15 protein-coding genes and 3 pseudogenes are annotated in these 21,607 nt (G+C 69.8%); 10 read left to right on the top strand and 8 right to left on the bottom strand.

Annotated features, from left to right (window positions below; genetic code table 11):
• A pseudogene (locus tag H5J33_RS03810) lies at positions 1-695 on the bottom strand (IS5 family transposase); the annotation flags it as partial.
• 7 nt (positions 696-702) lie between these two features.
• On the opposite strand from H5J33_RS03810, the pseudogene pta reads away from it, so the two are divergent.
• Positions 703-1,599, top strand: a pseudogene (pta, locus tag H5J33_RS03805) (phosphate acetyltransferase); the annotation flags it as partial.
• A 177-nt stretch (positions 1,600-1,776) separates the two neighbouring features.
• Positions 1,777-2,763, top strand: coding sequence for a patatin-like phospholipase family protein (locus H5J33_RS03800; RefSeq protein WP_309485310.1), 987 nt, complete (start codon positions 1,777-1,779; stop codon positions 2,761-2,763).
• A 45-nt stretch (positions 2,764-2,808) separates the two neighbouring features.
• On the opposite strand, the gene H5J33_RS03795 is transcribed toward H5J33_RS03800, so the two are convergent.
• Positions 2,809-3,486 (bottom strand): PP2C family protein-serine/threonine phosphatase, encoded by a 678-nt coding sequence (locus H5J33_RS03795; protein ID WP_309485309.1) that lies wholly within the window; start codon positions 3,484-3,486, stop codon positions 2,809-2,811.
• A 1,011-nt stretch (positions 3,487-4,497) separates the two neighbouring features.
• Between H5J33_RS03795 and H5J33_RS03785 the strand changes: the two genes are divergently transcribed.
• The 4 genes from H5J33_RS03785 (at position 4,498) to H5J33_RS03770 (ending at position 13,343) form a co-directional block, all read left to right on the top strand.
• Positions 4,498-5,490, top strand: a complete 993-nt coding sequence (locus H5J33_RS03785) for a diacylglycerol kinase family protein (RefSeq protein ID WP_309485308.1) — start codon at positions 4,498-4,500, stop codon at positions 5,488-5,490.
• Positions 5,491-5,713: 223 nt separating this feature from the next.
• Positions 5,714-8,371 carry a magnesium-translocating P-type ATPase gene (mgtA, locus tag H5J33_RS03780; RefSeq protein ID WP_181793350.1) on the top strand — a complete coding sequence of 886 codons (2,658 nt, stop codon included), beginning with the start codon at positions 5,714-5,716 and terminating at the stop codon, positions 8,369-8,371.
• A gap of 485 nt (positions 8,372-8,856) precedes the next feature.
• Complete coding sequence (locus tag H5J33_RS03775) at positions 8,857-11,364, top strand: DUF4118 domain-containing protein (RefSeq protein ID WP_309485307.1); 2,508 nt, start codon at positions 8,857-8,859, stop codon at positions 11,362-11,364.
• A gap of 134 nt (positions 11,365-11,498) precedes the next feature.
• Complete coding sequence (locus tag H5J33_RS03770; RefSeq protein ID WP_181793348.1) at positions 11,499-13,343, top strand: DUF4118 domain-containing protein; 1,845 nt, start codon at positions 11,499-11,501, stop codon at positions 13,341-13,343.
• Between the two features lie 109 nt (positions 13,344-13,452).
• Here the strand turns inward: H5J33_RS03770 and H5J33_RS03765 are convergent, their stop codons facing one another.
• The 5 genes from H5J33_RS03765 to kdpF are packed head-to-tail and all read right to left on the bottom strand — an operon-like array spanning position 13,453 to position 18,789.
• Positions 13,453-14,166: a winged helix-turn-helix domain-containing protein gene (locus H5J33_RS03765; RefSeq protein ID WP_181793347.1), complete on the bottom strand. Its 714-nt coding sequence runs from the start codon at positions 14,164-14,166 to the stop codon at positions 13,453-13,455.
• Positions 14,167-14,214: 48 nt separating this feature from the next.
• Positions 14,215-14,844, bottom strand: coding sequence for a potassium-transporting ATPase subunit KdpC (gene kdpC / locus H5J33_RS03760; protein ID WP_181793346.1), 630 nt, complete (start codon positions 14,842-14,844; stop codon positions 14,215-14,217).
• A 21-nt stretch (positions 14,845-14,865) separates the two neighbouring features.
• Positions 14,866-16,998 (bottom strand): potassium-transporting ATPase subunit KdpB, encoded by a 2,133-nt coding sequence (gene kdpB / locus H5J33_RS03755; RefSeq protein ID WP_181793345.1) that lies wholly within the window; start codon positions 16,996-16,998, stop codon positions 14,866-14,868.
• Positions 16,998-18,662 (bottom strand): potassium-transporting ATPase subunit KdpA, encoded by a 1,665-nt coding sequence (gene kdpA / locus H5J33_RS03750; RefSeq protein WP_181793344.1) that lies wholly within the window; start codon positions 18,660-18,662, stop codon positions 16,998-17,000. The genes kdpB and kdpA overlap by 1 nt, the downstream gene beginning before the upstream one ends.
• 37 nt (positions 18,663-18,699) lie before the next feature.
• On the bottom strand, positions 18,700-18,789 hold the full coding sequence (gene kdpF, locus H5J33_RS03745) for a K(+)-transporting ATPase subunit F (protein WP_181793343.1): 90 nt from the start codon (positions 18,787-18,789) through the stop codon (positions 18,700-18,702).
• Positions 18,790-19,247: 458 nt separating this feature from the next.
• Between kdpF and H5J33_RS03740 the strand changes: the two genes are divergently transcribed.
• The 3 genes from H5J33_RS03740 (at position 19,248) to H5J33_RS03730 (ending at position 20,584) form a co-directional block, all read left to right on the top strand.
• Entirely contained in the window at positions 19,248-20,012 is a 765-nt protein-coding gene (locus tag H5J33_RS03740; protein ID WP_181793342.1) for a DUF4118 domain-containing protein, read from the top strand.
• 22 nt (positions 20,013-20,034) lie between these two features.
• Positions 20,035-20,190: a hypothetical protein gene (locus H5J33_RS03735; RefSeq protein WP_181793355.1), complete on the top strand. Its 156-nt coding sequence runs from the start codon at positions 20,035-20,037 to the stop codon at positions 20,188-20,190.
• A gap of 148 nt (positions 20,191-20,338) precedes the next feature.
• Positions 20,339-20,584 (top strand): TrkA C-terminal domain-containing protein, encoded by a 246-nt coding sequence (locus tag H5J33_RS03730; protein WP_309485306.1) that lies wholly within the window; start codon positions 20,339-20,341, stop codon positions 20,582-20,584.
• 28 nt (positions 20,585-20,612) lie between these two features.
• On the opposite strand, the gene H5J33_RS03725 is transcribed toward H5J33_RS03730, so the two are convergent.
• Positions 20,613-20,930, bottom strand: a complete 318-nt coding sequence (locus tag H5J33_RS03725) for a universal stress protein (RefSeq protein ID WP_309485305.1) — start codon at positions 20,928-20,930, stop codon at positions 20,613-20,615.
• Between the two features lie 263 nt (positions 20,931-21,193).
• On the opposite strand from H5J33_RS03725, the pseudogene H5J33_RS37135 reads away from it, so the two are divergent.
• Positions 21,194-21,607: pseudogene (locus tag H5J33_RS37135) on the top strand (transposase); the annotation flags it as partial.

Genomic DNA, 21,607 nt, shown 5'->3' with positions numbered 1-21,607 from the left:
CGCACCGCTCGACGGCGTTGCGCTGCTTGTAGGCGTCCGCGTCGAAGCCGGGTGGGCGGCCGCCGTGGCGGCCCCGCCGCAGGCGGTGGCCGATCTGGTCGGAAGGCTGCGGGATGACAGCTCGGATTCCCCGCCGCCGGAGGTGACAGCGGATGGCGCGGGAGGAGTAGGCCCGGTCAGCCGGCACGGCGAGGGGCCGGGTTCGCGGTCTTCCGGGGCCGGTGCGGGGCACGCGGATGCGGGACATCACGGTCTCAAAGGCGGGTGCGTCACCAGCCTGACCTGTGGTGATGGTGAAGCCTAGAGGCCGTGCCCCGCCGTCTTCGGCCAAGTGAACTTTCGTGCTCAGTCCGCCGCGGGAGCGTCCGAGAGCGTGGTCGGCTGGTTCCCCGGAGCGGGCCGCCCCCTTTTACGCGCCCCGGCGGCGTGCTGGTGGGCCGGATGGCCGTGGAGTCGACCGACACCGTCCAGTCGGATGTCGTCGGCGGCGTCCGCCGCCGACAGGACAGCGGCGAGGAACATCTCCCAGGTGCCGTGGACGGCCCACCTGATCAGCCGTTTGTGGGCGGTCTGGAACGGACCGAGTTCGGCGGGGAGGTCCCGGCAGGGGGGTTGGTGCGGTGCTTCCGCGCGATGGCCTCAAGGGTGCGACGGTGGTCGGCCCACCGCCGGCCACGGACTGGATCGGCCGGCATCAACGGCTCGCTTCTGGGCGACGAAAGCTCGGTCCGCAGACGGGCTTCCGATCTGGGCCTGAGTCTCGGCTTGGACGGCGATGATCCGGCAGCGGGCGTACACATGGGGGCCCTATGCCGGATCATCGACCCGCAGACCTCGCCGCTGCACGAGGACTTCGCCGAGGTCTATGCCAAGCTCCGCGCCCACAAGGGCATGACCGTCGAGCTGGCGCACGACGTGGTCGTGGAGGGCGCGTACTTCGGCACGCTGATGGTGCACGAGGGCCTCGCTGACTGCATGGTCTCGGGGGCGGCGCATTCCACGGCGTCGACCATCCGGCCCGCGTTCGAGGTGATCAAAACCCCGCCAGGCGTCTCCATCGTCTCCTCGGTCTTCTTCATGTGCCTGCCGGACCAGGTACTGGTGTACGGCGACTGTGCGGTCAACCCCGACCCGAACGCCGAACAGCTGGCCGACATCGCCCTGCAGTCAGCGCAGACCGCCGCTCAGTTCCACGTCGAGCCGAGGGTGGCGATGCTCTCCTACTCCACCGGAGCTTCAGGGCAGGTTGCGGATGTCGACAAGGTGCGTGCCGCGATCGAGATGGTCCGCGAGCGCCGTCCTGATCTGCCGGTGGAGGGCCCGATCAAGTACGACGCTGCGGTGGACGCCGTGGTCGCGGCGACGAAGTTGCCCGGATCGAAGGTCGCCGGCCGCGCCACCGTGCTGGTCTTCCCGGACCTCAACACCTACAAGGCCGTTCAGCGCTCGGCCGGCGCAATCGCCGTCGGACCGGTGCTGCAGGGGCTGCGCAAACCGGTCAACGACCTGTCGCGCGGCGCCCTCGTCCAGGACATCGGAAGCACCGTCGCCATCACCGCGATCCAGGCACAGGGCGGCGTCCCAGCTCGAACGCGATGACGCTGTTGGAGTCACATGGCCGGACGTGCTTTGGTCTGCCCATGATCAGCAGCTCAGCTCCCTCGGCGGCATCAAGCAAGACGTGGGCCGAGTGGCCTTGGGGGTTCGGTGGCAGATGTGTGAGAGGTGGCAGCTGGAGATGACGCCATGCCGGACAGGTCATGAAGACCGGGAAGACTGTGGGCCCTGGTCAGGCGGGCGCAGGGGTCTGGTGCTCGGGCCGGCGGGAGTCATGGGGCAGCGTGGGTGATCGGCGCGCTGTGTGCCCTGGAGGAAACCCACGACTGGGATACGCCTACTGCGGAGGTCATTTTGGGCACCTCCGCGGGAGCCATCGTGGGTTCCATGCTGGCGATCGGGTTGCGCCCAGCTGATCTGCGCGACCATCAACGGGGCGTCGCGGTGGCGTCCGGCCCTGCGAGCGGAGTCCTCGTGGACTACGACACCTGGGTGGGTGGCGCACGGCCGCACGCTCCCAGGCCGGGGATCGGCTCGCTGAAACTGCTCGGCGATCTGGCCAGGCATCCGCACCATCTGCCGTTCACCATGCTGCGCGCCGCTTGCGCGCCACCCGTCCGGGGAAGTCTGGACGGTATCCGCGAGCTGATCCGCCCGCTCGACGCAGTCGACGACTGGCCCGACAAACCCGCCCTGCGCGTGGTCGCGGTGGGCCTCGACAGCGGTACCCGCGCGCTGTTCGGGACGCCGGGCGCGCCTCCCGCCGACCTCGCCTCAGCGGTCACGGCCTCCTGCGCCATTCCCGCGTGGTTCACGCCCGTACAGATCGATGAGCACCGGCTGGTGGACGGCTGTGCCTGGTCGGACACCAATCTCGATCTGTTGGCCGGCGAGGGCCTTGAAGAGGTGATCGTGTTGGCGCCGACCTGCGCCCGTCGGATGGACCGCCCGCACGGCCTTCCCGCCAGGGTGGAGCGGCGCCTGCGCCGGATCGCGACCCGGCGGATGCTGCACGAAGCGGACATCGTGCGAGCAGGCGGCACCCACGTGCGGCTCATCGTTCCCGGGCCGGAGGACCTCACCGTCATGGGCGCGAATCTCAGGAACCCGGCACACCGGCTGACCGTTCTGGAAACATCCATGAAGACAACCCCAGAAGCGCTGCGCAGCCCCTGCGCGACCTGGACGGCCAAGCCGCCCGCGTAAGCCTTGGTCGACCCGCGCACAGCATGACAAGGAGACGGCAACCCATCACGCGCCGGCTGTCTCGTCAGGTGCGCGGAGGGCGAGGATGGCCATGTCGTCGTGGCCGTCGCTGGGGTGGCGGTCGGCCAGCCCTTGGACGAGGTCCTGCAGGGGCAGGGCGGCACCTCGGGCGGCCAGCATGGCCAAGCGTTCCAGTCCTGTGTCGATGGGGTGTGCTGGGTGCTCGATGAGCCCGTCGGTGAAGAAGATGACGGTGGCACCGGGCGGGACGGGGTGGGTGTGGTCGTTGCGGGGCTGTGCGATATCGACACCCAGGGGCAGGTCCGGGTCGGCATGCAAGTAGCGAGCTCGGTGGTCGGGGGTGAGCAGCAGGGGTGGTGGGTGACCCGCGCTGCTCCAGCAGAGTCTCCAGGCGCCCCGCCGGGCGGGTTCCATTCGAGCCAGGCATGCGGTGGTGACGGGCAGGTCAGTGATCGCGGCAAGGGCCCGGTCGAGATGGGCGAGCACGGCGCTGGAAGAAGTGCGCTGGTCGTAGAGCAGCGCGCGCAGCATGTTGCGGATCTGGGCCATGGCGGCAGCGGCATGAAGGTCATGGCCGACTACGTCGCCGATGACAGCTGCGCAGGCTCGGTCAGGGACGAGGAGCGCGTCGTACCAGTCTCCGCCGAGGTGGCCGGGTGTGGTGGCGGGGCGGTAGGCAGCGGCGGCGGTGAACGGCCGCAGGTCTGGCAGGCACGGCAGAAGAACCGTCCAGCGATGCCCGCGACAGGCGCCTGCGGCGGAACTCCGACCCGGTGCCGCCGTTCCCCTGGGACTCTGGGAGGACAGGACCGAGGTCGCGACGAACCCCAGCGAGTCGAGCCGCGACGCCGTAGCGCCGCTCGGCGAGCCTCCCGCGACCTACCGGCGCCGCGTGCCCGGCGGGTACCCGAAGCTCGTCCCCCCTGCGACGTCCTGCCCACCACCTCCCCCATACCACCCGACGCGTCGCGGTCAAAGGAAGTGTGTTCGCCTTCTACTCCAAGGGTCGGAAGTGGTGTGAGACGGCGGTCTCCGGAGTGCACGTTCGGGCCGGCTCTGGAGCCGCTGGAGTGCGACTGTTGGGCTGGCCGGGAGTCCTGCCGTTCTCTGTCACGGTCCGTCGTGCTCACGAACGACCCGGAGCAACCGTCCCGAAGAGCAGGCGTGTCGGCCGCTCGCCTGACGGAGGCGTGAGGCGACAACGGCACCGCCGACACGGGTACGACACAGCAGGAGCAAGGCGTGGCACAGGACACCGTCAAGTGGTTCAACCCGGATAAGGGTTTCGGCTTCATCGAGCCGAGGTCACCCAGGGCCCCAAGCGCCCACGTCGCTGCGCCGGGCACCGAAGTCATCTCCTCCCAGCGCGCCCAGATATCGACCGACGGCCGCGTGACAGGGCTGTGCACCAACGCAACCCACCGGACACACCCCGGGAGTCAGTGCTGCCTGGGCGCCAGGGCGTGATGAACCTCAAGGCGATGGCCTGTCGACCACATACGGCCCAAGTGCGGATGTGCGGGCCGAGCTGCAAGCTGGTGCCGTAGGCCGCGACTGTCGAAGGAGTGTCATGGTGGCGGTGGGCGCAGGTGCGATCGCCGGAGCGTCGGCCCGGTGGGGGACGCCCCCGCCATCTGCGGGCGTGATCGTGGCAGTCCTGCTGTCGCCAGTGACGTGCGCCAGGCTGATGCACGCGGCTTCTGGGCATGTGCCGTGACCGAGAACGCGTCGCGACCTGCGACCGGCGCGCGGCGGCCCTATCTGATCGTGAATCCGCGTTCGGGCGGAGGGAAAGCGAGCCGGTTCCGGATCGCGGAGCGGGCCCGGGCGTTCGGGGCTCAGGTCTTTCTGATCGATCATTCCCTGCCCCAGGACCTGGCGGCTGTCGCCCGACGCGCGGTGGATGACGGTGCGGATCTGCTCGGGGTGGCCGGCGGAGACGGCACCCAGGCACTTGTCGCCGAGGTGGCCGCGGAAAGCGGCCTGCCTTTCGTCGTCGTTCCGGTGGGCACACGCAACCACTTCGCGATGGATCTCGGCCTGGACCGTGAGGACCCTTCGGCCGCACTGGAGGCCCTGACGGACGGCGTGGAGCTGCGCGTGGATCTCGGCTACGCCGGCGAGCGGGCGTTCGTCAACAACGTGTCGTTCGGAGCGTATGCCGCCCTGGTGCAGGACCCGGCCTACCGGGAGGACAAGATCGGCACGATGGTACGGATCCTCCCGGAATTCCTGGCCCGTCACCAAGGGCCGGAGCTGGTGGTACGTGCCGGGCTGCTCACCGTGGACCGGCCGGACGCCGTGCTGGTGAGCAACAACCCTTACCAGATCGACGACCCCGCCGGGCTCGACAGGCGTGCGCAGCTCGACTCCGGGCTTCTGGGAGTACTGGCCGCCAGGGCGGAGACACCCGCCGAAACGGCCGCCAGGCTGCGAAGCGGGCAGATGCACGGACTGGCCCGACTGGCGACACCCGACGATGTCGTCATCCACGCCGATGCACCGGTCGTCCCCGTCGGGCTGGACGGCGAGGCCGTCACCCTGCGGACTCCCGTGCGGTGCCGGATCAGTCCCCGGACGCTGCGGGTATGGGTTCCCCGCCATCGGCCGGGCGTCGCGCGCATGGGATGGCAACCGCCGGGCTGGGCCGTCATCCAGCGGGCTGCCTCACTCGTCGGGCGGTCTCGTGGCCGTCACACCGACTGACCGGAGCACACCGCACGATGGGCAGCACGTCCCCCAGACCGGGCCCGATTGACCCATGGGGCCGTGAGCGGCGAAGGGTGGAAGGTGGGAGTGTGAGGCCACTGCCAGACAGTCCGTGCACCGGGCCGTCCCCCGGCTTGCTCGGCACCGCGGGACGTTCGTCCGGCTCTGTGTCGACGCGTGCCCCTATGCGGGAGGGCAACAGCCCGGGCGGTGGTCGTTGATGGTGACTGCTGTCGAGGCGAGGCCGGCGGCCGGGGGGCGGGCCGTCGCGGCGGCCGCCCTGCCCACTGCGCAGGTGCTCCGTGATCTCGAGGTGACCGCCGCCGGCCTCTCGTCGGAGGAGGCAGCACGACGGCTGAAGCGCTGGGGACCGAACGCCGTCCACTCCCACCGGGCCCGGGCGTGGCTGGTGCTGTGGCATCAGGTGCGGTCCCCGCTGCTCGGCCTGCTGCTGGCCGCGGCCGTGGTGTCGTACTTCGTCGGGGAGCGCAGCGACGCGGTGATCATCGGGGTGATCGTGGCGCTCTCCGTCGGTCTGGGTTTCGTCAACGAGTTCCGGGCGGAGAAGACCGCCCAGTCGCTGCACGCGAAGATCCGGCACCGGGCGGTCGTGCTGCGCGACGGGCGACCACAGGAGGTGGAGGTCATCGCCCTGGTCCCAGGTGATGTGGTCGAGTTGCGGCTCGGCGACATCGTGCCCGCGGATCTGCGGTTGCTTGTGACCGCGGGGCTGGAGTGCAGCGAGTCGGTGCTGACCGGTGAGTCACTGCCGGTCGCGAAGGACACCGCTGCTGTGCCGCCCGGCACGCCGCTGGCGGATCTGACCGGCTGCGCCCTGATGGGCACCGTGGTGCACTGTGGAAGCGGTCGTGGCGTCGTGGTCGCCACCGGCGCCGAAGCCGAGTTCGGGAAGATTGCCGCCGGACTGAGCGGACACCAGCTGGAGACCGAGTTCCAGGTGGGGCTGCGCCGCTTCTCCATGCTCCTGGTCTACGTCGCCGGGGCACTGACCACGTCGATCTTCATCATCAACGTCGCACTGCACAAGCCTCTGATCGACGCCCTGCTGTTCTCCCTGGCCATCGCGGTCGGCATCACCCCGCAGCTGCTGCCCGCGGTCGTCTCCACCAGCCTCGCCGCGGGCTCCCGGCGGATGAGCCGGCGCAAGGTGCTGGTCAAACGGCTGGTGTGTATCGAGGACCTCGGCGACGTCGATGTACTGTTCACCGACAAGACCGGAACCCTCACCCAGGGACGCATCGACTTCATACGGGCCGTACCCGTCGCCGGTACCTTCGCGGAAGAAGTGCTGCGCCTCGGCCTGTTGTGCACTGAGACGGACGTGGACGACCGGGGCCGGCCTGTGGGCGGAAACCCGCTCGACGACGCTCTGTGGGACTCACCGGCCGCGGCCGCCCAGCGCTCGTCGCTGAGCGGCTGGACGCGGACCGGCGTCCTGCCCTTCGACCATGAGCGGCGGATGGTCTCCGTCACCGTCACCGATCCCGCCGGTGACACCCTGCTCATCACCAAGGGAGCCCCGGAGACGGTACTGGAACGCTGCGCAGAGGTCCCCGAGCCGGTCCGCGAGGTGCTGGACGCCGAGTTCGCTGCCGGGAACCGAGTCGTCGCGGTGGCGACCCGCCCTGCCCACCCCGCAACCGCAATCAGTGCCCTCGACGAGCGGGGCCTCCGCCTGACCGGCCTGCTGGTCTTCCGCGACCCGCCCAAACACGACGCGGCCGAGGCTCTGGCGCGGCTGGGTGCGCTCGGCATCACGACGAAGATCGTCACCGGGGACAACCCCGCGGTCGCCGCCAAGGTCTGCCACGACCTGGGGCTGACCGACGCCGCGGTGCTGACGGGGAACGACCTGGACGCCATGGACGACGAGCAACTCACCACAGCTATCCGCGACACCACCGTCTTCGCCCGGGTCAGCCCCGAGCACAAGGCGCGCATCGTGCGGATCCAGCGGAAGACCGGTGGCGACGCCGCCTTCCTCGGCGACGGCGTCAACGACGCCCTCGCGCTGCACGCCGCCGACGTGGGCATCTCGGTGGACTCGGCCACCGACGTGGCCAAGGACGCGGCCGACGTGATCCTGCTGGAGAAGGACCTCGGGGTTTTGGCGGACGGGGTCGCCGAGGGGCGACGCATCTTCGCCAACACCATCAAGTACGTCCTGATGGGCACGTCCAGCAATTTCGGCAACATGTTCAGCGCGGCCGGTGCCTCGCTGTTTCTGCCCTTCCTGCCGATGCTGCCGTCCCAGATCCTGCTCAACAACCTGTTGTACGACACCAGCCAGCTCGCCATCCCCACCGACCAGGTCGACGAGGAGCAGGTGCGGCGGCCCGCGCACTGGGACATCGCCTTCATCCGGCGCTTCATGATCTGCTTCGGACCGATCAGCTCCCTGTTCGACTTCGTCACCTTCGCCGTGATGCTGGGCGTCTTCCACGCTGACGCCGCCCAGTTCCACACCGGCTGGTTCGTGGAGTCCCTCGCCACACAAACCCTGGTCGTCTTCGCCATCCGCACCCGTCGCGTCCCCTTCTGGCACAGCCGCCCGAGCCTGCCCCTCACACTCACGGCGCTGGGTGTCGTCGCCCTCGGTGCCACCCTGCCTGCCACCCCACTGGCCCGTGTCCTCGGCTTCCAACTGCTCCCGGCCGGCTTCTTCGCCGCCGTGGCCGCCATGGTCGTCGTCTACCTGCTCCTCGTCGAGTTCGCCAAGCGGATCTTCTACCGGACCGCGCGTGCACCGGCGCGCCCGCAACCGGCCCCCGGTCACCGGCACCTACGCCGCCGCGCAGCACGGTTCAGCACCATCACCCGACTGCCGCACCCGCAAGCCCCCGCCGCCCGCCAGTGACCGGTCCACCCCCGAAGGGCATCACCGTGTCACTGCACTCGCCGACTTCTCGAACGCCGGTCGAGCCTCTACGGCCCCGCAGCACTCGACGACGGGCCGACGTCAAGATCTTCGACAGCACTGGCCGTCCGCGGCGCCGGCGGCCTCGGAACGAACCGGCTGGCCGAGACTGCCATGCCCCATCCACGCCATGTGTGCTGCATCCGTGTTTCGGCCGCGTGGACCGGCCCTCAGCGGCGACCGGCGCGGAGTGATTGCCCTGTAGGAGCCTGCGGTCGTCACCGACGTCGGCGTCGCGGGTACGTCGACACAACAGGGTCTTCATGGTGAGCCGGTCGGCCGCCGTGCCTTCCCTCTGCAAGCCGCCCGTGTCTGGGGCGGCCCTCGTGGTAGTCGCGCCCAAGCGGTCGCAGTATGGACAGTGGATCAGCTCCCGGTTGCCGCCGGGCTTGGGCTGCGCTGAGGGGCGGGGCAGGAGGTGGTCGGTGGTGGCTCGAGGGCGTCTGCGGGTGTACCTGGGTGCGGCTCCCGGGGTGGGCAAGACGTACGCGATGCTGGCCGAGGGGCAGCGACGCAGGGGGCGTGGCACCGATGTGGTGATCGGTCTGGTTGAGCCGCACGGTCGTCGGTTGACGACAGAGATGGCCGAGGGACTGGAGCTGGTGCCGCGTCGGACGATGGTGTACCGGGGAATCGAGTTCACGGAGATGGACCTGGACGCCGTGCTGGCGCGCCGGCCGCAGGTCGCCCTCGTCGACGAGCTGGCGCACACGAATGTCCCGGGCTGCCGTAACGAGAAGCGGTGGCAGGACGTCGAGGAGCTGCTGGACGCGGGGATCGACGTGGTGAGCACGCTCAACATCCAGCACCTGGTGTCGCTGGCGGACGTGGTGCGGGAGATCACCGGGGTCGGACAGGCGGAGACGATCCCGGACGAGGTGGTGCGGCGTGCCGAGCAGGTGGAGCTGGTCGACATGACCCCCGAGGCGCTCAGGCGCCGTATGGTCCACGGCAACGTCTATCCGCCGGATCGTGTCGAGGTGGCCCTCACCCACTACTTCCGGCCGGGCAACCTCACCGCGCTGCGGGAGCTGGCGCTGCTGTGGGTGGCGGACCGGGTCGAGGAGGGGCTGCAGCGATACCGCGCGGAGCACGGCATCGTCGCGCCGTGGGAGACGAAGGAGCGGATCGTCGTCGCGCTGTCGGGCAAGCGCGATGAGGAGGCGCTGATCCGGCGTGCGGTGCGGATCACGGCCCGGATCCCGGGCAGTGACCTGCTGGCGGTGCACGTGGCGCGCGACGACGGCCGGGGGGAGGCCGATCCGATGGTGCTGGCCGGGCACCGGGCCCTGGTGGAGTCGCTGGGCGGCAGCTACCACCAGGTGGTGGACGCGGACGTCGCCGAGGCGTTGTTGGAGTTCGCGCGTGCGGAGAACGCCACGCAGATCGTGCTGGGCGGGTCGTACCGTCCGCTGTACGAGCTGCTTGGAGACCGTGTGGTGGCCCGGGTGACCCGGCACGCGGGCGGCCTCGACGTGCACGTCCTGACGCACGAGCGCCGGGAGCGAGCCAAGATGCCGGCCCTGCCTGCGCTGACAGGTGGTCTCGGGCGGGTCCGCGTCTGGTGGGGGATGGCGCTGGCAGTGGTGCTGCTGCCCGTGCTGACCGTGCTCCTGACCGCCGTACGCGGGTTCGGGCTGGCCGGTGCGCTGCTGATCTACCTGATGACGGTGGTGGGCGTCGCGCTGGTGGGCGGCCTTTTCCCGGCGCTGGCCGCCGCCCTTGCCGCCGGTGTACTGGCCGACTACTTCTTCGTACAGCCGATGCACTCGCTCACCATGGCACGTGTCGGGGACGCAGCCGTCCTGGTGGTCTTCCTGGCCGTGGCCGCCGCCATCAGTGTCGCCGTCGAGCGGTCGGCCCGGCATGCTCGTCGCCATGCTCGGGCTTCCGCCGAGGCAGGAGTATTCGCGGAACTGGCGACCTCGGCGTTGCGTGATCGGGACGATCTGCCGTCCCTGTTGGAACGCGTCCGTACGACCTTCGGCCTTGAGGCACTCGGCCTGCTGCAGAGGGACAGGCCGGACAGCCGGGAGTGGTTCGTCGCCGCCAGTTCGGGTGCCGGTCCGCCCGAGCGTCCGGAGCAGGCGGATGTGGTGGTGTCGGTGAGCGATGAGCTGGTGCTGGCCGCGCGTGGCCGGCCTCTCGATGCGGACGACCGGCGCCTGCTGCATGGCTGCGCCGCTCAGGTGGCGGCGTCCTGGGAAAGCTGGCGCAGCCGCCGGCAGGCCGAGGCACTGGGCGTGCGGGCCGCCTCCGACCGGCGTCGTGCGGAAGCGATGCAGGCTGCCGCGAGCGACCTGGAGGCGGAGGTCGCGGCGGCGCAGAGGGTGCTGGAGCGGCTGCGGGAGCGTCCCACGCCCGCGACCGACGCGCAGTGGGCCGCGCTGTGCGATCGGTCCGAGCAGGCCGTCCGCCGGATCGGGGCGCTCGTCGGCGACCTGCTGGACCTGAGCCGGGTGCATGCCGGCGCCCTGGACGTGCATCTGCGACCGGTCGACCTGGACGAGGTCATGGTGGTCGCCCTCGGCGATCTCGGCCCGGGCGGCCACACTCTGACACTGGAGATGACCGAGGATCTCCCGGACGTGATCGCGGACGCCACGGTACTCACGCGGGTGGTGACCGATCTGGCGGCCCATGCACTGCGCCGCAGTGCCGACGGCGTGCCGCCCACCGTGGCCGTGGGGACGGCCGACGGCCATGTCGAGATCCGGCTGGCCGACTACGGTCCCATCGACGCCGAAGCAAGGGAGGCCGTCGGTGCCCCGATTCCGGTCACCGGTCTGGTGCCGCGCCTGTGCGCGGACCTCGCGCAGCTGATCGGTGGCGAACTGCGGTGGGAAGCCACGACCGGTGGTGGCCTGACCGCCGTGCTGAGCCTGCCCGCGGCGGCCGCGAGCGGAAGAGCAGCGCGTCGAGTGGCGGATTGAGTTCCGTGCGTCCGACAAGCCCTTGCCGGCACCAGCGACGCCTCAAGTCATCGGGATCCCGCCGCAGGGGTTGCATATGCTCGAAGTGAACGCGTTCGCAGTCGCTTCCTGGCGGTGACGGTATGCGCGGCCGGTTGCATCTGTACCTGGGTACGGCCCCGGGGGTCGGCAAGACGTGTGCGTTGCTGGCGGAAGGCCGCCGCCTGGCCGCACTGGGGAATGACGTCGTGGTGGGGCTGGCCGAGACCCACGATCGCCAGGACACCACGGCCGGTCTGGACGGCCTGGAGGTCGTACCCCGCAAGCCGGTCGCCCACCGCGGTGCCAGGTTCGGTGAAATGGACGTGCAGGCGATTCTGGCGCGTCACCCGCAGACCGTTCTGGTCGACGAAATGGCCCATGCCAATGCGCCCGGCAGTCGCCACGACAAGAGGTGGCAGGACGTCGAGGAACTGCTGGACGCGGGTGTGGACGTGGTCTCCGCGCTGAACGTCGCGCACCTGCGGAGCCTCAGTGATCAGGTGGAGGAGCTCACCGGTGTGCCCGTCCACGAAACGGTTCCCGACGCGGTCGCCGATGCGGCCGACCGAGTCGATGTCATCGACCTGGACCCCGAGTCCCTGCGCCGTCGGCTGACACGGATCTACCCGCCCGGCACAGCCGAGTGGGCGCTGGCCGGGTTCTTCCGCCCGGGCAACATCACGGTACTGCGCGAGCTGATGGATCAGTGGATCCGCGAACATGCCCACGACCACGCCACCGGCCCGGGCGCCCCGACCACCCGCCGCGGCTCGCGGATCATCGCCGCCCTCACCGGCGAGGCGGAGAGCGAGCGAATCCTCCACCGGGCCGCTCAACTGGCGGCCGGAACAGGAGCGGAACTCGTCGGCGTCCACGTCCGCAACCCCGGTGGACTGAAGGAGCCCGACCCGCCCTGGCTGAACGGCCAGCGCCGCCTGCTCGCGGAACTCGGCGGACGGTACGCCCGGGTCGCCGGAGAGGACGTGGCCCGTGCGCTCCTCGACTTCACGCGCGCGGAGCACGCAAGCCAGCTGGTCCTGGGCGCCAGCCGCCGCAGTCATGGCTACCAGATGCTGTACGGCTCGGTGATCGACCGGGTCGTCCGGGCGGCCGGACCGGTGGAGGTCCACGTCATCCCGCCGCGCAGGCCGCCCAGACACCGGTTGACCGCCCGGCTGCCCCGCCTGGTTCGCCCCGTGCGCCGGAGGCGGGTATCCCTGCCGGTGCGGCGTACCGCGATCGGCTGGACGCTGTCCGTGCTCGCTCCCGCGGCGGTGACGGCGCTGCTGCTGCCCGTCCGAGGCAGTCTCGGCCTGGCAGGAGCGCTGCTCTGCACGCTCCTCAGTGTTGTCCTGGCGGCCCTGGTCGGCGGTGTCGGGCCGGCCGCCCTGGCGACGGTGACCGGCTTTCTGGCCGTCGACTTCCTCTATACCCGCCCCTACTACAGCCTGCGCGTCGACCGGCCGATCGATCTCGTCGGCCTGTTCGTCTTCGCCGTCGTCGGCGTCACGGTCTGTCTCCTCGTCGACGGCCTGGCCAGACGGGCGCTCCAGGTGACCCGGGCTCAGGCGGAGGCCGAGAACCGTGCCCGACTGGTGGCCGACGTGCTCGCGGCCGGGACCGCGACACCCGCCGACCTCGTCGACGCCCTGCGCCGCACCTTCGATCTGGAGGGTGTCGTACTCCTGCTTCCGACGGACGGCGGATGGGAGGCCGAAGCGGCGGCAGGTCCCTGCCCACCGGCGGCCCCGGAAGACGCGGGGTTCACCGTCGCTCTGGCCGGCGGCCGAACCCTCGCGCTGGCAGGCGCCCGTCTGAGCGCCGAGGACGCCCGGCTCCTGCGGGCGTTCACCGGCCAGCTCCGCATCGAGGAGGAGACACGGCAACTGCGGCGCATCGGTGGTGGCGGCCATGAGGACCGGCACGAGCACAGCCGGGGCGGCGAAGCCACTCAGTAGACGGCGACACGCCGTTCTGCGGTCCGGTGCAGGCCGGCGAGTCCGTTCGTCACCGTCGGGCGAGCGTGGCAGGCGGCCGGGACATCGACGGCGACCGGGTCCCCCAAGCTCACCGTGCCATGTCTCCGCCGGGTTCGAAGCGGTAGCCCATGCCGGGCTCGGTGACCAGGTAGCGCGGATGGGCCGGGTCGGGTTCGAGTTTGTGGCGAAGGCCCGAGATGTAGATGCGGAGGTAGTTCGAATGCTCGTCGTGGCCCGGCCCCCAGATGTCACGGAGCAGTTGATGGCCGGTGACCAGCCGGCCCGGATTGCGCAGCAGGGGGGTGAGAAGCCGCCATTCCGTGGGCGAGAGGTGGACGGGTTCGCCACGGCCCGCAGCACTCACCACGGTGCGGGCGGTCAGGTCGACGGCGTAGTCACCGACGCTGACCATCCGCGGCCCGCCACCGCGGTCCGTACGACGCAGGACGGCACGCAACCGGGCCAGCAGCTCCTCCATGGCGAACGGCTTGGATACGTAGTCGTCGGCGCCTTCGTCCAGCGCCTCGGCGACGTCGCTGGGTCCGGTGTGCTCCGAGAGCACGATGACCGGTGTGGACGACCAGCACCGCAGACCGATGATGAGGTCGGCGCCGTCCGCGTCCGGCGGGTCGAGATCGTCGAGGTCGACGATGACCGCGTCGGGCGGCTTGCCGGCGGCCAGGCGCAGCGCGCTGGTTGCGTCTGGCGCGGTGGCGACGGCGTAGCTCTGCGCGGTGAGGCTGACGTCCAGGGCACGCAACAGGTGCGGCTCGTGTTCGACGACCAGCACGTGTCGTCTCATCTCTGTCTCTCTCCTTGCGCCGGACGGCCCCTCGATCAGGACTGATTGTCACTTCATTGCTGCCAGGTCGAGGTTGAGCCGGACGACGTTGACAGCCTCCTGACCGAGGAAACCTAGCCGGCGGCCGCTGACATGCGCGGCGACGAGCCTGCGGACCGCGGCCGGGTCCAGTCCGCGGGCCTTCGCCACCCGGTTCACCTGCTCGTAGGCGTACGCGGGTGAGATGTCAGGGTCGAGGCCGGAGCCGGAGGCGGTGACCGCGTCGGCGGGAACGCTGCTCGGCCGGACGCCGTCGAACGCGGCCACGGCGGCACGGCGCTCGGCGATCGTCCTGACCAGCGTGGCGTTGTTGGGGCCCAGGTTGGAGGCGCCGGAGCTGGTCGGGTCGTAGCCGGCGGAACCCGCCGCGGACGGGCGGGGCTGGAACCATCTGGGATCGGGCACCGGCGTGTTCTGGCCCGTGCGCAGCGGTAGGTCGAAGTTCTGGCCGATGAGGGCGGAGGCGACCGGGCGTCCGTTGTCCTTGATCATGGACCCGTTGGCCTGGTGTGAAAAGAGGCCCTGGGCGATGCCAATGACGGCCAGCGGATAGGCGATGCCGGTGATCAGAGTGAAGACCAGCAGCATGCGCAGCGCCGCCAGGTGATGGCGGACCACATGGGCGAGAGAGCCGAGCACGAAGATCGCCTTCCTTGTCGGTCAGTGCAGTCCGGGGACGAACTGGACGATGAGGTCGATGGCCTTGATGCCGAGGAAGGGCAGCACCAGGCCGCCGAGGCCGTAGATCCAGATGTTGCGGCTCAGCAGCGCGGCCGCGGAAGAGGGCCGGTAGCGGACGCCGCGCAGAGCGAGCGGGATCAGCGCGATGATGATCAGTGCGTTGAAGATGATCGCGGAGGAGATGGCCGAGGTCGGGCTGTGCAGGCCCATGATGTTGAGACGGTGCAGGCCCGGGTAGACCCCGGCGAACATCGCCGGGATGATCGCGAAGTACTTCGCGATGTCGTTGGCGATGGAGAACGTGGTCAACGATCCCCGGGTGATCAGGAGTTGCTTGCCGATCTCGACGATCTCGATGAGCTTGGTCGGGTTGGAGTCGAGGTCGACCATGTTGCCGGCCTCCTTGGCGGCCGACGTACCGGTGTTCATCGCCACGCCGACGTCCGCCTGGGCCAGGGCCGGGGCGTCGTTGGTGCCGTCACCGGTCATCGCGACCAGTTTGCCGCCCGCCTGCTCCCGTTTGATGAGGGCCATCTTGTCCTCGGGTGTGGCCTCGGCGAGGAAGTCGTCCACGCCGGCCTCCTGCGCGATCGCCTTCGCGGTCAGCGGGTTGTCGCCCGTGATCATGACCGTCTTGATGCCCATGCGGCGCAATTCGCCGAAACGCTCGCGCATGCCGTGCTTGACGACGTCTTTGAGGTGGATCACTCCGAGGATTCGGGCGGTCTCGGCCCCTGCTTGCCGTACCACTTCGCCCACGACCAGCGGCGTGCCGCCCGTAGCGGAGATGCCGTCGACCAGCGGGCCGACCTCGTCGGTGGGGTGGCCGCCGTGTTCGCGGACCCAGCGCATGACCGCGGTGGCCGCGCCCTTACGGAGACAACGGCTGTCGGGTTCGTCGGTGAGGTCCACCCCCGACATGCGGGTCTGCGCGGTGAACGGGACGAACTCGGCGTGCGCCAGCTCGCCCTCGGTGCGTGCGCGCAGGGCGTGGCGTTCCTTGGCGAGGACCACGATCGAGCGCCCCTCGGGTGTCTCGTCGGCGATCGAGGACAGCTGGGCGGCGTCCGCGAGTGTTGCGAGGTCGACGTCGCTGACCGGCAGGAACTCGGCGGCCTGCCGGTTGCCGAGGGTGATGGTGCCGGTCTTGTCCAGCAGCAGGGTGTTGACGTCGCCCGCGGCTTCCACGGCGCGTCCGGACATGGCCAGCACATTGCGCTGCACCAGCCGGTCCATGCCCGCGATGCCGATCGCGGACAGCAGCGCGCCGATCGTGGTCGGGATCAGGGCGACGACCAGCGCCACGAGGATGACGATGGACTGTTCGGCGCCGGCGAAGACGGCGAACGGCTGCAGGGTCACCACGGCGATCAGGAAGACGATGGTCAGCGAGGCCAGGACGATGTTGAGCGCGATCTCGTTAGGCGTCTTCTGCCGGTCCGCCCCCTCCACCAGCGCGATCATGCGGTCGATGAAGGTCTCGCCGGGCTTCGAGGTGATCCGTACCAGGATGCGGTCGGAGAGCACCTTCGTCCCACCCGTCACGGCGGAGCGGTCGCCGCCCGACTCGCGGATCACCGGCGCCGACTCGCCCGTGATCGCCGACTCGTCCACGCTCGCGATGCCCTCGACCACATCGCCGTCACCGGGGATGATCTCGCCCGCCTCGACCACGACCTGATCGCCGAGCCGGAGATCGGTGCCCAGGACCTCTTCGGTGACCTCCGGTGCCCCGGGCCGCCCGGCACGGATGACGCGGCGGGCCATGGTGTCCTTCTTCGTCCGGCGAAGTGTCTCCGCCTGCGCCTTGCCGCGTCCCTCCGCCACCGCTTCGGAGAGGTTGGCGAAGGTCACGGTCAGCCAGAGCCAGACGGTGATGCCCCAGGCGAAGACGCTCGGGTCCTTGATCGCCGACAGGGTGGTCAGCACCGCTCCGATCTCGACCACGAACATCACGGGGTTCCTGACCATGAGGCGCGGGTCGAGCTTGCGCAGCGCGCCTGGCACCGAGGCGCGCAGCAGCCTGGGCTCCAGCATCCCCCCGGAGACCCGATGCGGTTCGGTCCTCGGCGGACCCGTCGGTGCCGTGGCTTCCACGCCGGTGGTGGGCATCAGTGCAGCCCTTCCGCGAGTGGCCCCAGCGCGAGCGCGGGCAGGTAGGTGAGGCCGACGACGACGAGGATCACGGCGGACAGCAGGCCGACGAACTGCGGCCGATGGGTGGGCAAGGTGCCCGCGGTCACGGGCACCGGCTGCTGCTGGGCCAGCGAGCCCGCCAGCGCCAGCACGAACACCATCGGCAGAAAGCGGCCCAGCAGCATCGCCAGCCCGAGCGCGGTGTTGTACCAGACGGTGTTCGCGCTCAGCCCGGCGAACGCGGAGCCGTTGTTGTTGGCGGCCGAGGTGAAGGCGTACAGCACCTCGGAAAAGCCGTGCGGACCGTGGTTGAGCATCGCCGCCCGCTCACCCGGCAGCGCCATCGCGACACCGGTGCCGGCCAGCACGATCGCCGGGGTGGTGAGGATGTACAGCGAGGCGAACTTCATTTCCCGGCCGCGCAGCTTCTTGCCCAGGTACTCCGGCGTACGGCCGACCATGAGGCCGGCGATGAAGACCGCCACGACGGCTAGGACCAGGATGCCGTAGAGGCCGGATCCGGTGCCGCCCGGTGCGATCTCGCCGAGCATCATGTTGAAGATCGTCAGACCGCCGCCGCCCGGCGTGTACGAGTCGTGGAACGAGTTGACCGCTCCGCAGGAGGTCAGGGTTGTGGACACGGCGAACAGGGCGGAAGCCCAGAGCCCGAACCGCTGCTCCTTGCCTTCCATCATCCCGTCGGCCGCATGTCCGGCCGAGCTGCTCACGCTGTGCAGTTCGTTGGCGGTGACAACGGCCACCGAGGCGGCCCAGATCAGCGCCATCACGGCCACGATGGCGTACCCCTGCCGCTTGTCGCCGACCATCTTTCCGAAGGTCCGCGGCAGCGAGAAGCCGATCACCAGCAGCAGATAGATCTCCAACCAGTTCGTGAACGGATCGGGGTTCTCGAAGGGGTGGGCGGAGTTCGCGTTGTAGAACCCGCCGCCGTTGGTGCCCAGTTCCTTGATGGCTTCCTGGGAGGCGACCGGGCCGCCGGGGACGGACTGGTGCTGTCCGGCGATGGTGGTGATCGACTCGAAGCCGTGGAAGTTCTCGACCGTGCCCGCGGCGACCAGCACGACCGCCATGACCACCGAGATCGGCAGCAGTACCCGCAGCACGACCCTGGTGAGGTCCTGCCAGAAGTTGCCGACCCGGTCGGTCTTCTTCCGGGAGAACCCGCGGATCAGTGCCGCCACCACGGCGATCCCGACCGCCGCCGAGACGAAGTTCTGTACCGCCAGGCCCGCCATCTGCACCAGATGGCCAAGGGCTGACTCGCCCGAGTACGCCTGCCAGTTGGTGTTGGTGACAAAGGCTGCGGCGGTGTTGAACGACAGGTCGGGGCTGACCGGCTTCGTGCCGAGGGACAGCAGCAGATGGCTCTGCAGCCGCAGGAAGCCGTAGAGGAACAGCACCGAGACCGTCGAGAACGCAAGCACGCTGCGCAGATAGCCGGGCCACGTCTGCTCGGAGTCCGCCTGCACACCGCCCACCCGGTAGACCAGGCGCTCGGCCCGCCAGTGCCGGGCGGAGGTGAGGACGTGGGCCATGTAGTCGCCGAGCGGGCGGAAGGTCAGGGCCAGCGCACCGACCAGGGCGATGATCTGCAGCCAGCCCGCGAGAGTGGCGTCCATGGAGAACCTCTCCGGCTGCGCACCGTACGGAACGCAGCTAGAACCTCTCGGGGAAGATCAGACACAGGATCAGGTAGATCACCAGGCAGACGGCGACGACCAGGCCGACGATGTTGTCCGGGCTCACAGTCGGCTCACGCCCTTAGCGATCACACCGATCAGGGCGAACACGGCGATGGAGAGGACGATGAATCCAAGATCCGGCATGTGCAACACCCCCGTAGCGATGACAGGCAGGGACGGCTGACCTGCGGCGTTGGGTCCAGGGACGAGGTGAGGTCGATAGAACTCTGCCCATTCAGGACAAACCCCGACAGTTCGCCGAACAAGCCCCATTATCGACTTCTTGGTGCGCTCGGGCATCTGCTTGACGAGTCATTGACGTCAGGCGGCCCGCCGATCAGCCGGCGGGCCGGTCAGGCCGCGTAGGGCTCCGGCGGGCGCGGCGGCGATCTGTCCCCGACTGATGGCCCCCCTGTCGGTCGCGGTTGCAGAAGTCATCGCGGGGGTGCCCCGGCCTCCTCACGTACGGCGAGGGTTCCTGAGGCCACACGGACATAAGGGACGCAGCGTGGTAAGCAAGGGATGGGAGGTACGCCGGTGACCAGGTTTCCGCTTCGTGATCGCATCGCGCTGGCAGCAGCCGTGACCAGTCCGCTGCTCTTGGCGCTCATCCTGGTGCCGTTCCGGGGCGGTGTGTCGAGCACGAACCTGGCCCTGATCATGGTCGTGGCCGTCGTCGCGATCGCCGTTGCCGGCAACCGCCTCGCCGGCGCCCTGGCGGCCCTGTCGTCGGCCGCGTGGTTCGACTTCTTCCTCACCCGTCCGTACCAAAGCTTCAGCATCAAACGCGGTGCGGACATCACCACGGCCGTCCTGCTGCTGGCGGTGGGCCTGGCCGTGTCGCAGCTGGCCGCCCGCGCCCGGCGGCTGGAGGTGCTCGTCGTCACGGATGCCGACTACCTGGCCCGTGTCCACGACACCGCCCAGCTCGCCCAGACCACCAGATCCGCCGACGCGGTGGTCGATCACGTCAAGCGGCAACTCACCGAGCTGCTGCAACTTCGGGGGTGCCGGTTCGAGTACGGCTCCCTCCTCGGCCACCCCGCCCGTCTGGAACAAGACGGCAGCGTCACCGTCGGCCGCAAACGCTGGGACATCGACCAGCGCGGCTGGCCTCAGCAAGAAATCGAACTGCGGGCCAGCGCAGGCGGCCGATTCCAGGGCAGGTTCATGCTCACGCCCGCTCAAGAGGCCCACCCTGATCTCCAAGCCCGACTGGTCGCCGTCACCCTCGCCGACCAGGCCGCTGCCGCCCTTGATGCGACGGGGCCGAGCTCACAGGGGTAATGGCGCCGGCCCTGCGGAGGCTGTGCCGTTCAGGGGGCAGGGCAGGCCGGCCTGGGGCCCGGGACTGACCGAGTGCGCCCGGCTCGGCACCGAACAGCTCGCCGACACCGTCCTGGCCCGCCTCGGCGTCCCGAGTGGTGGCCGCAACGACATCGCCTCAATCGTCGTCCGGCTCTGATTGGGCAACGGGTTTCCCCGGTCCGGCTTGCGGTCGGGGTGTACCGCCTCCGGCTTCCTCTGGCAATCCCGGCCATCGCTCAGCTGCTCGTCTACCTGCTGGTTCGGCCCGGCGTCCGGCTCCGCTCGCCACCGGTGCCACGGACACGGTGGCGCTGCTGCGGCTGAGCAAGGCGGGCGTCGAGGTCATAGAGACCGCGATCACCGAGGAATCCCGGGCAGCGGGACACAAGCTCGGCGAGATCGAACTACCCGCCGGCACCGTGGTCGCCACGGTCGTACGCGAGGGCCGGCCCACGGTCCCGGGCCCCGAGGTGCAGCTGCTTCCCGGCGACGAACTTCTGCTCGTGTCACACGAGGCAACCGAGCAGGAGATTCACGCGGCATTCCAGTGAGCCGGCCCCCACAGTCCGTGGCCTGTGGCTACTGCTTGGGAGAACGTACGATCACGACCGGGCAGCTCGCATGCTGCGACACGTGCTGGCTGACAGAGCCGAGCAGAGCGCGCGCGAACCCGCCCCTGCCCCGGCTGCCCACCACCAGGACCTCGGCTCCTTCGGCGGCCCGCAACAGGACATCGACGGCATTGCCGTGCACCACATGGGTCCGCACGGAGCCTGCTGCCTCCGCGTCGAGCACGTCGGTCAGCTCCTGGCTCATCTTCTGCCGGGTCTCCTCCTCGTCGACGTCCATGTCGACAGTGGGCCCCGACCAGCCGTACAGCCCCGGCAGCTCCCACACCGCGAACACTCCACGGCACCCTCGACCGCCTGAAGCGGAGACACGTCCTGAATTGCTGGGGTGAAGACCAGGCGTCTGACGATTTGCGGTGGACATTGACGCAGCCAGTCGTCGGCGTGTGAGCACGGCAGGACATCGCCTCCTCGCACAGTCCTCAGTCAGCGGAGCCGTGCCAGCGAAGCATTTGTACGATTACCCTGAGGCCAGTCGGTGATCTTGTTGCCAACTATCCCCGGCTTGTGACAAGCAAAGTCTGTGGTCGCACCACCATCGTGCGGGCTCACCAGCACGCGGCCGGAGCCCGCAAAAAGGGGCCCCCGGCCGGCGAAACCGCCGACCACGCCATCGGCCGGTCCCGCGGCGGACTGACCACGAAGATCCACCTCGCCGCCGACGCCTGCTGCTGGCCTCTGGCGTTCGTTCTCACCGCAGGCCAGGCCGGTGACGCACCCGCCTTCACCGAGGTCATGGCCCGCCTGCGTGTTCCCCGCCCGCGCGGCCGGCCCCGCACCAGGCCGGATGGGGTCCTGGCGACAAGGCGTACTCCTCCCGCGCGATCCGCGAGCACCTACGCAAGCGCGGCATCCGGGCCGTGATCCCCGTCCCCGCAGACCAGCGCGGACACCGGCTCCGCCGGGGCAGCCGAGGCGGCAGGCCACCGGCATTCGACCGCGAGA

The sequence above is a fragment of the Streptomyces sp. WELS2 genome, from assembly GCF_013870595.1.
Taxonomy (GTDB): domain Bacteria; phylum Actinomycetota; class Actinomycetes; order Streptomycetales; family Streptomycetaceae; genus Streptomyces.
This window is presented reverse-complemented; position numbering and strand designations above follow the sequence as displayed.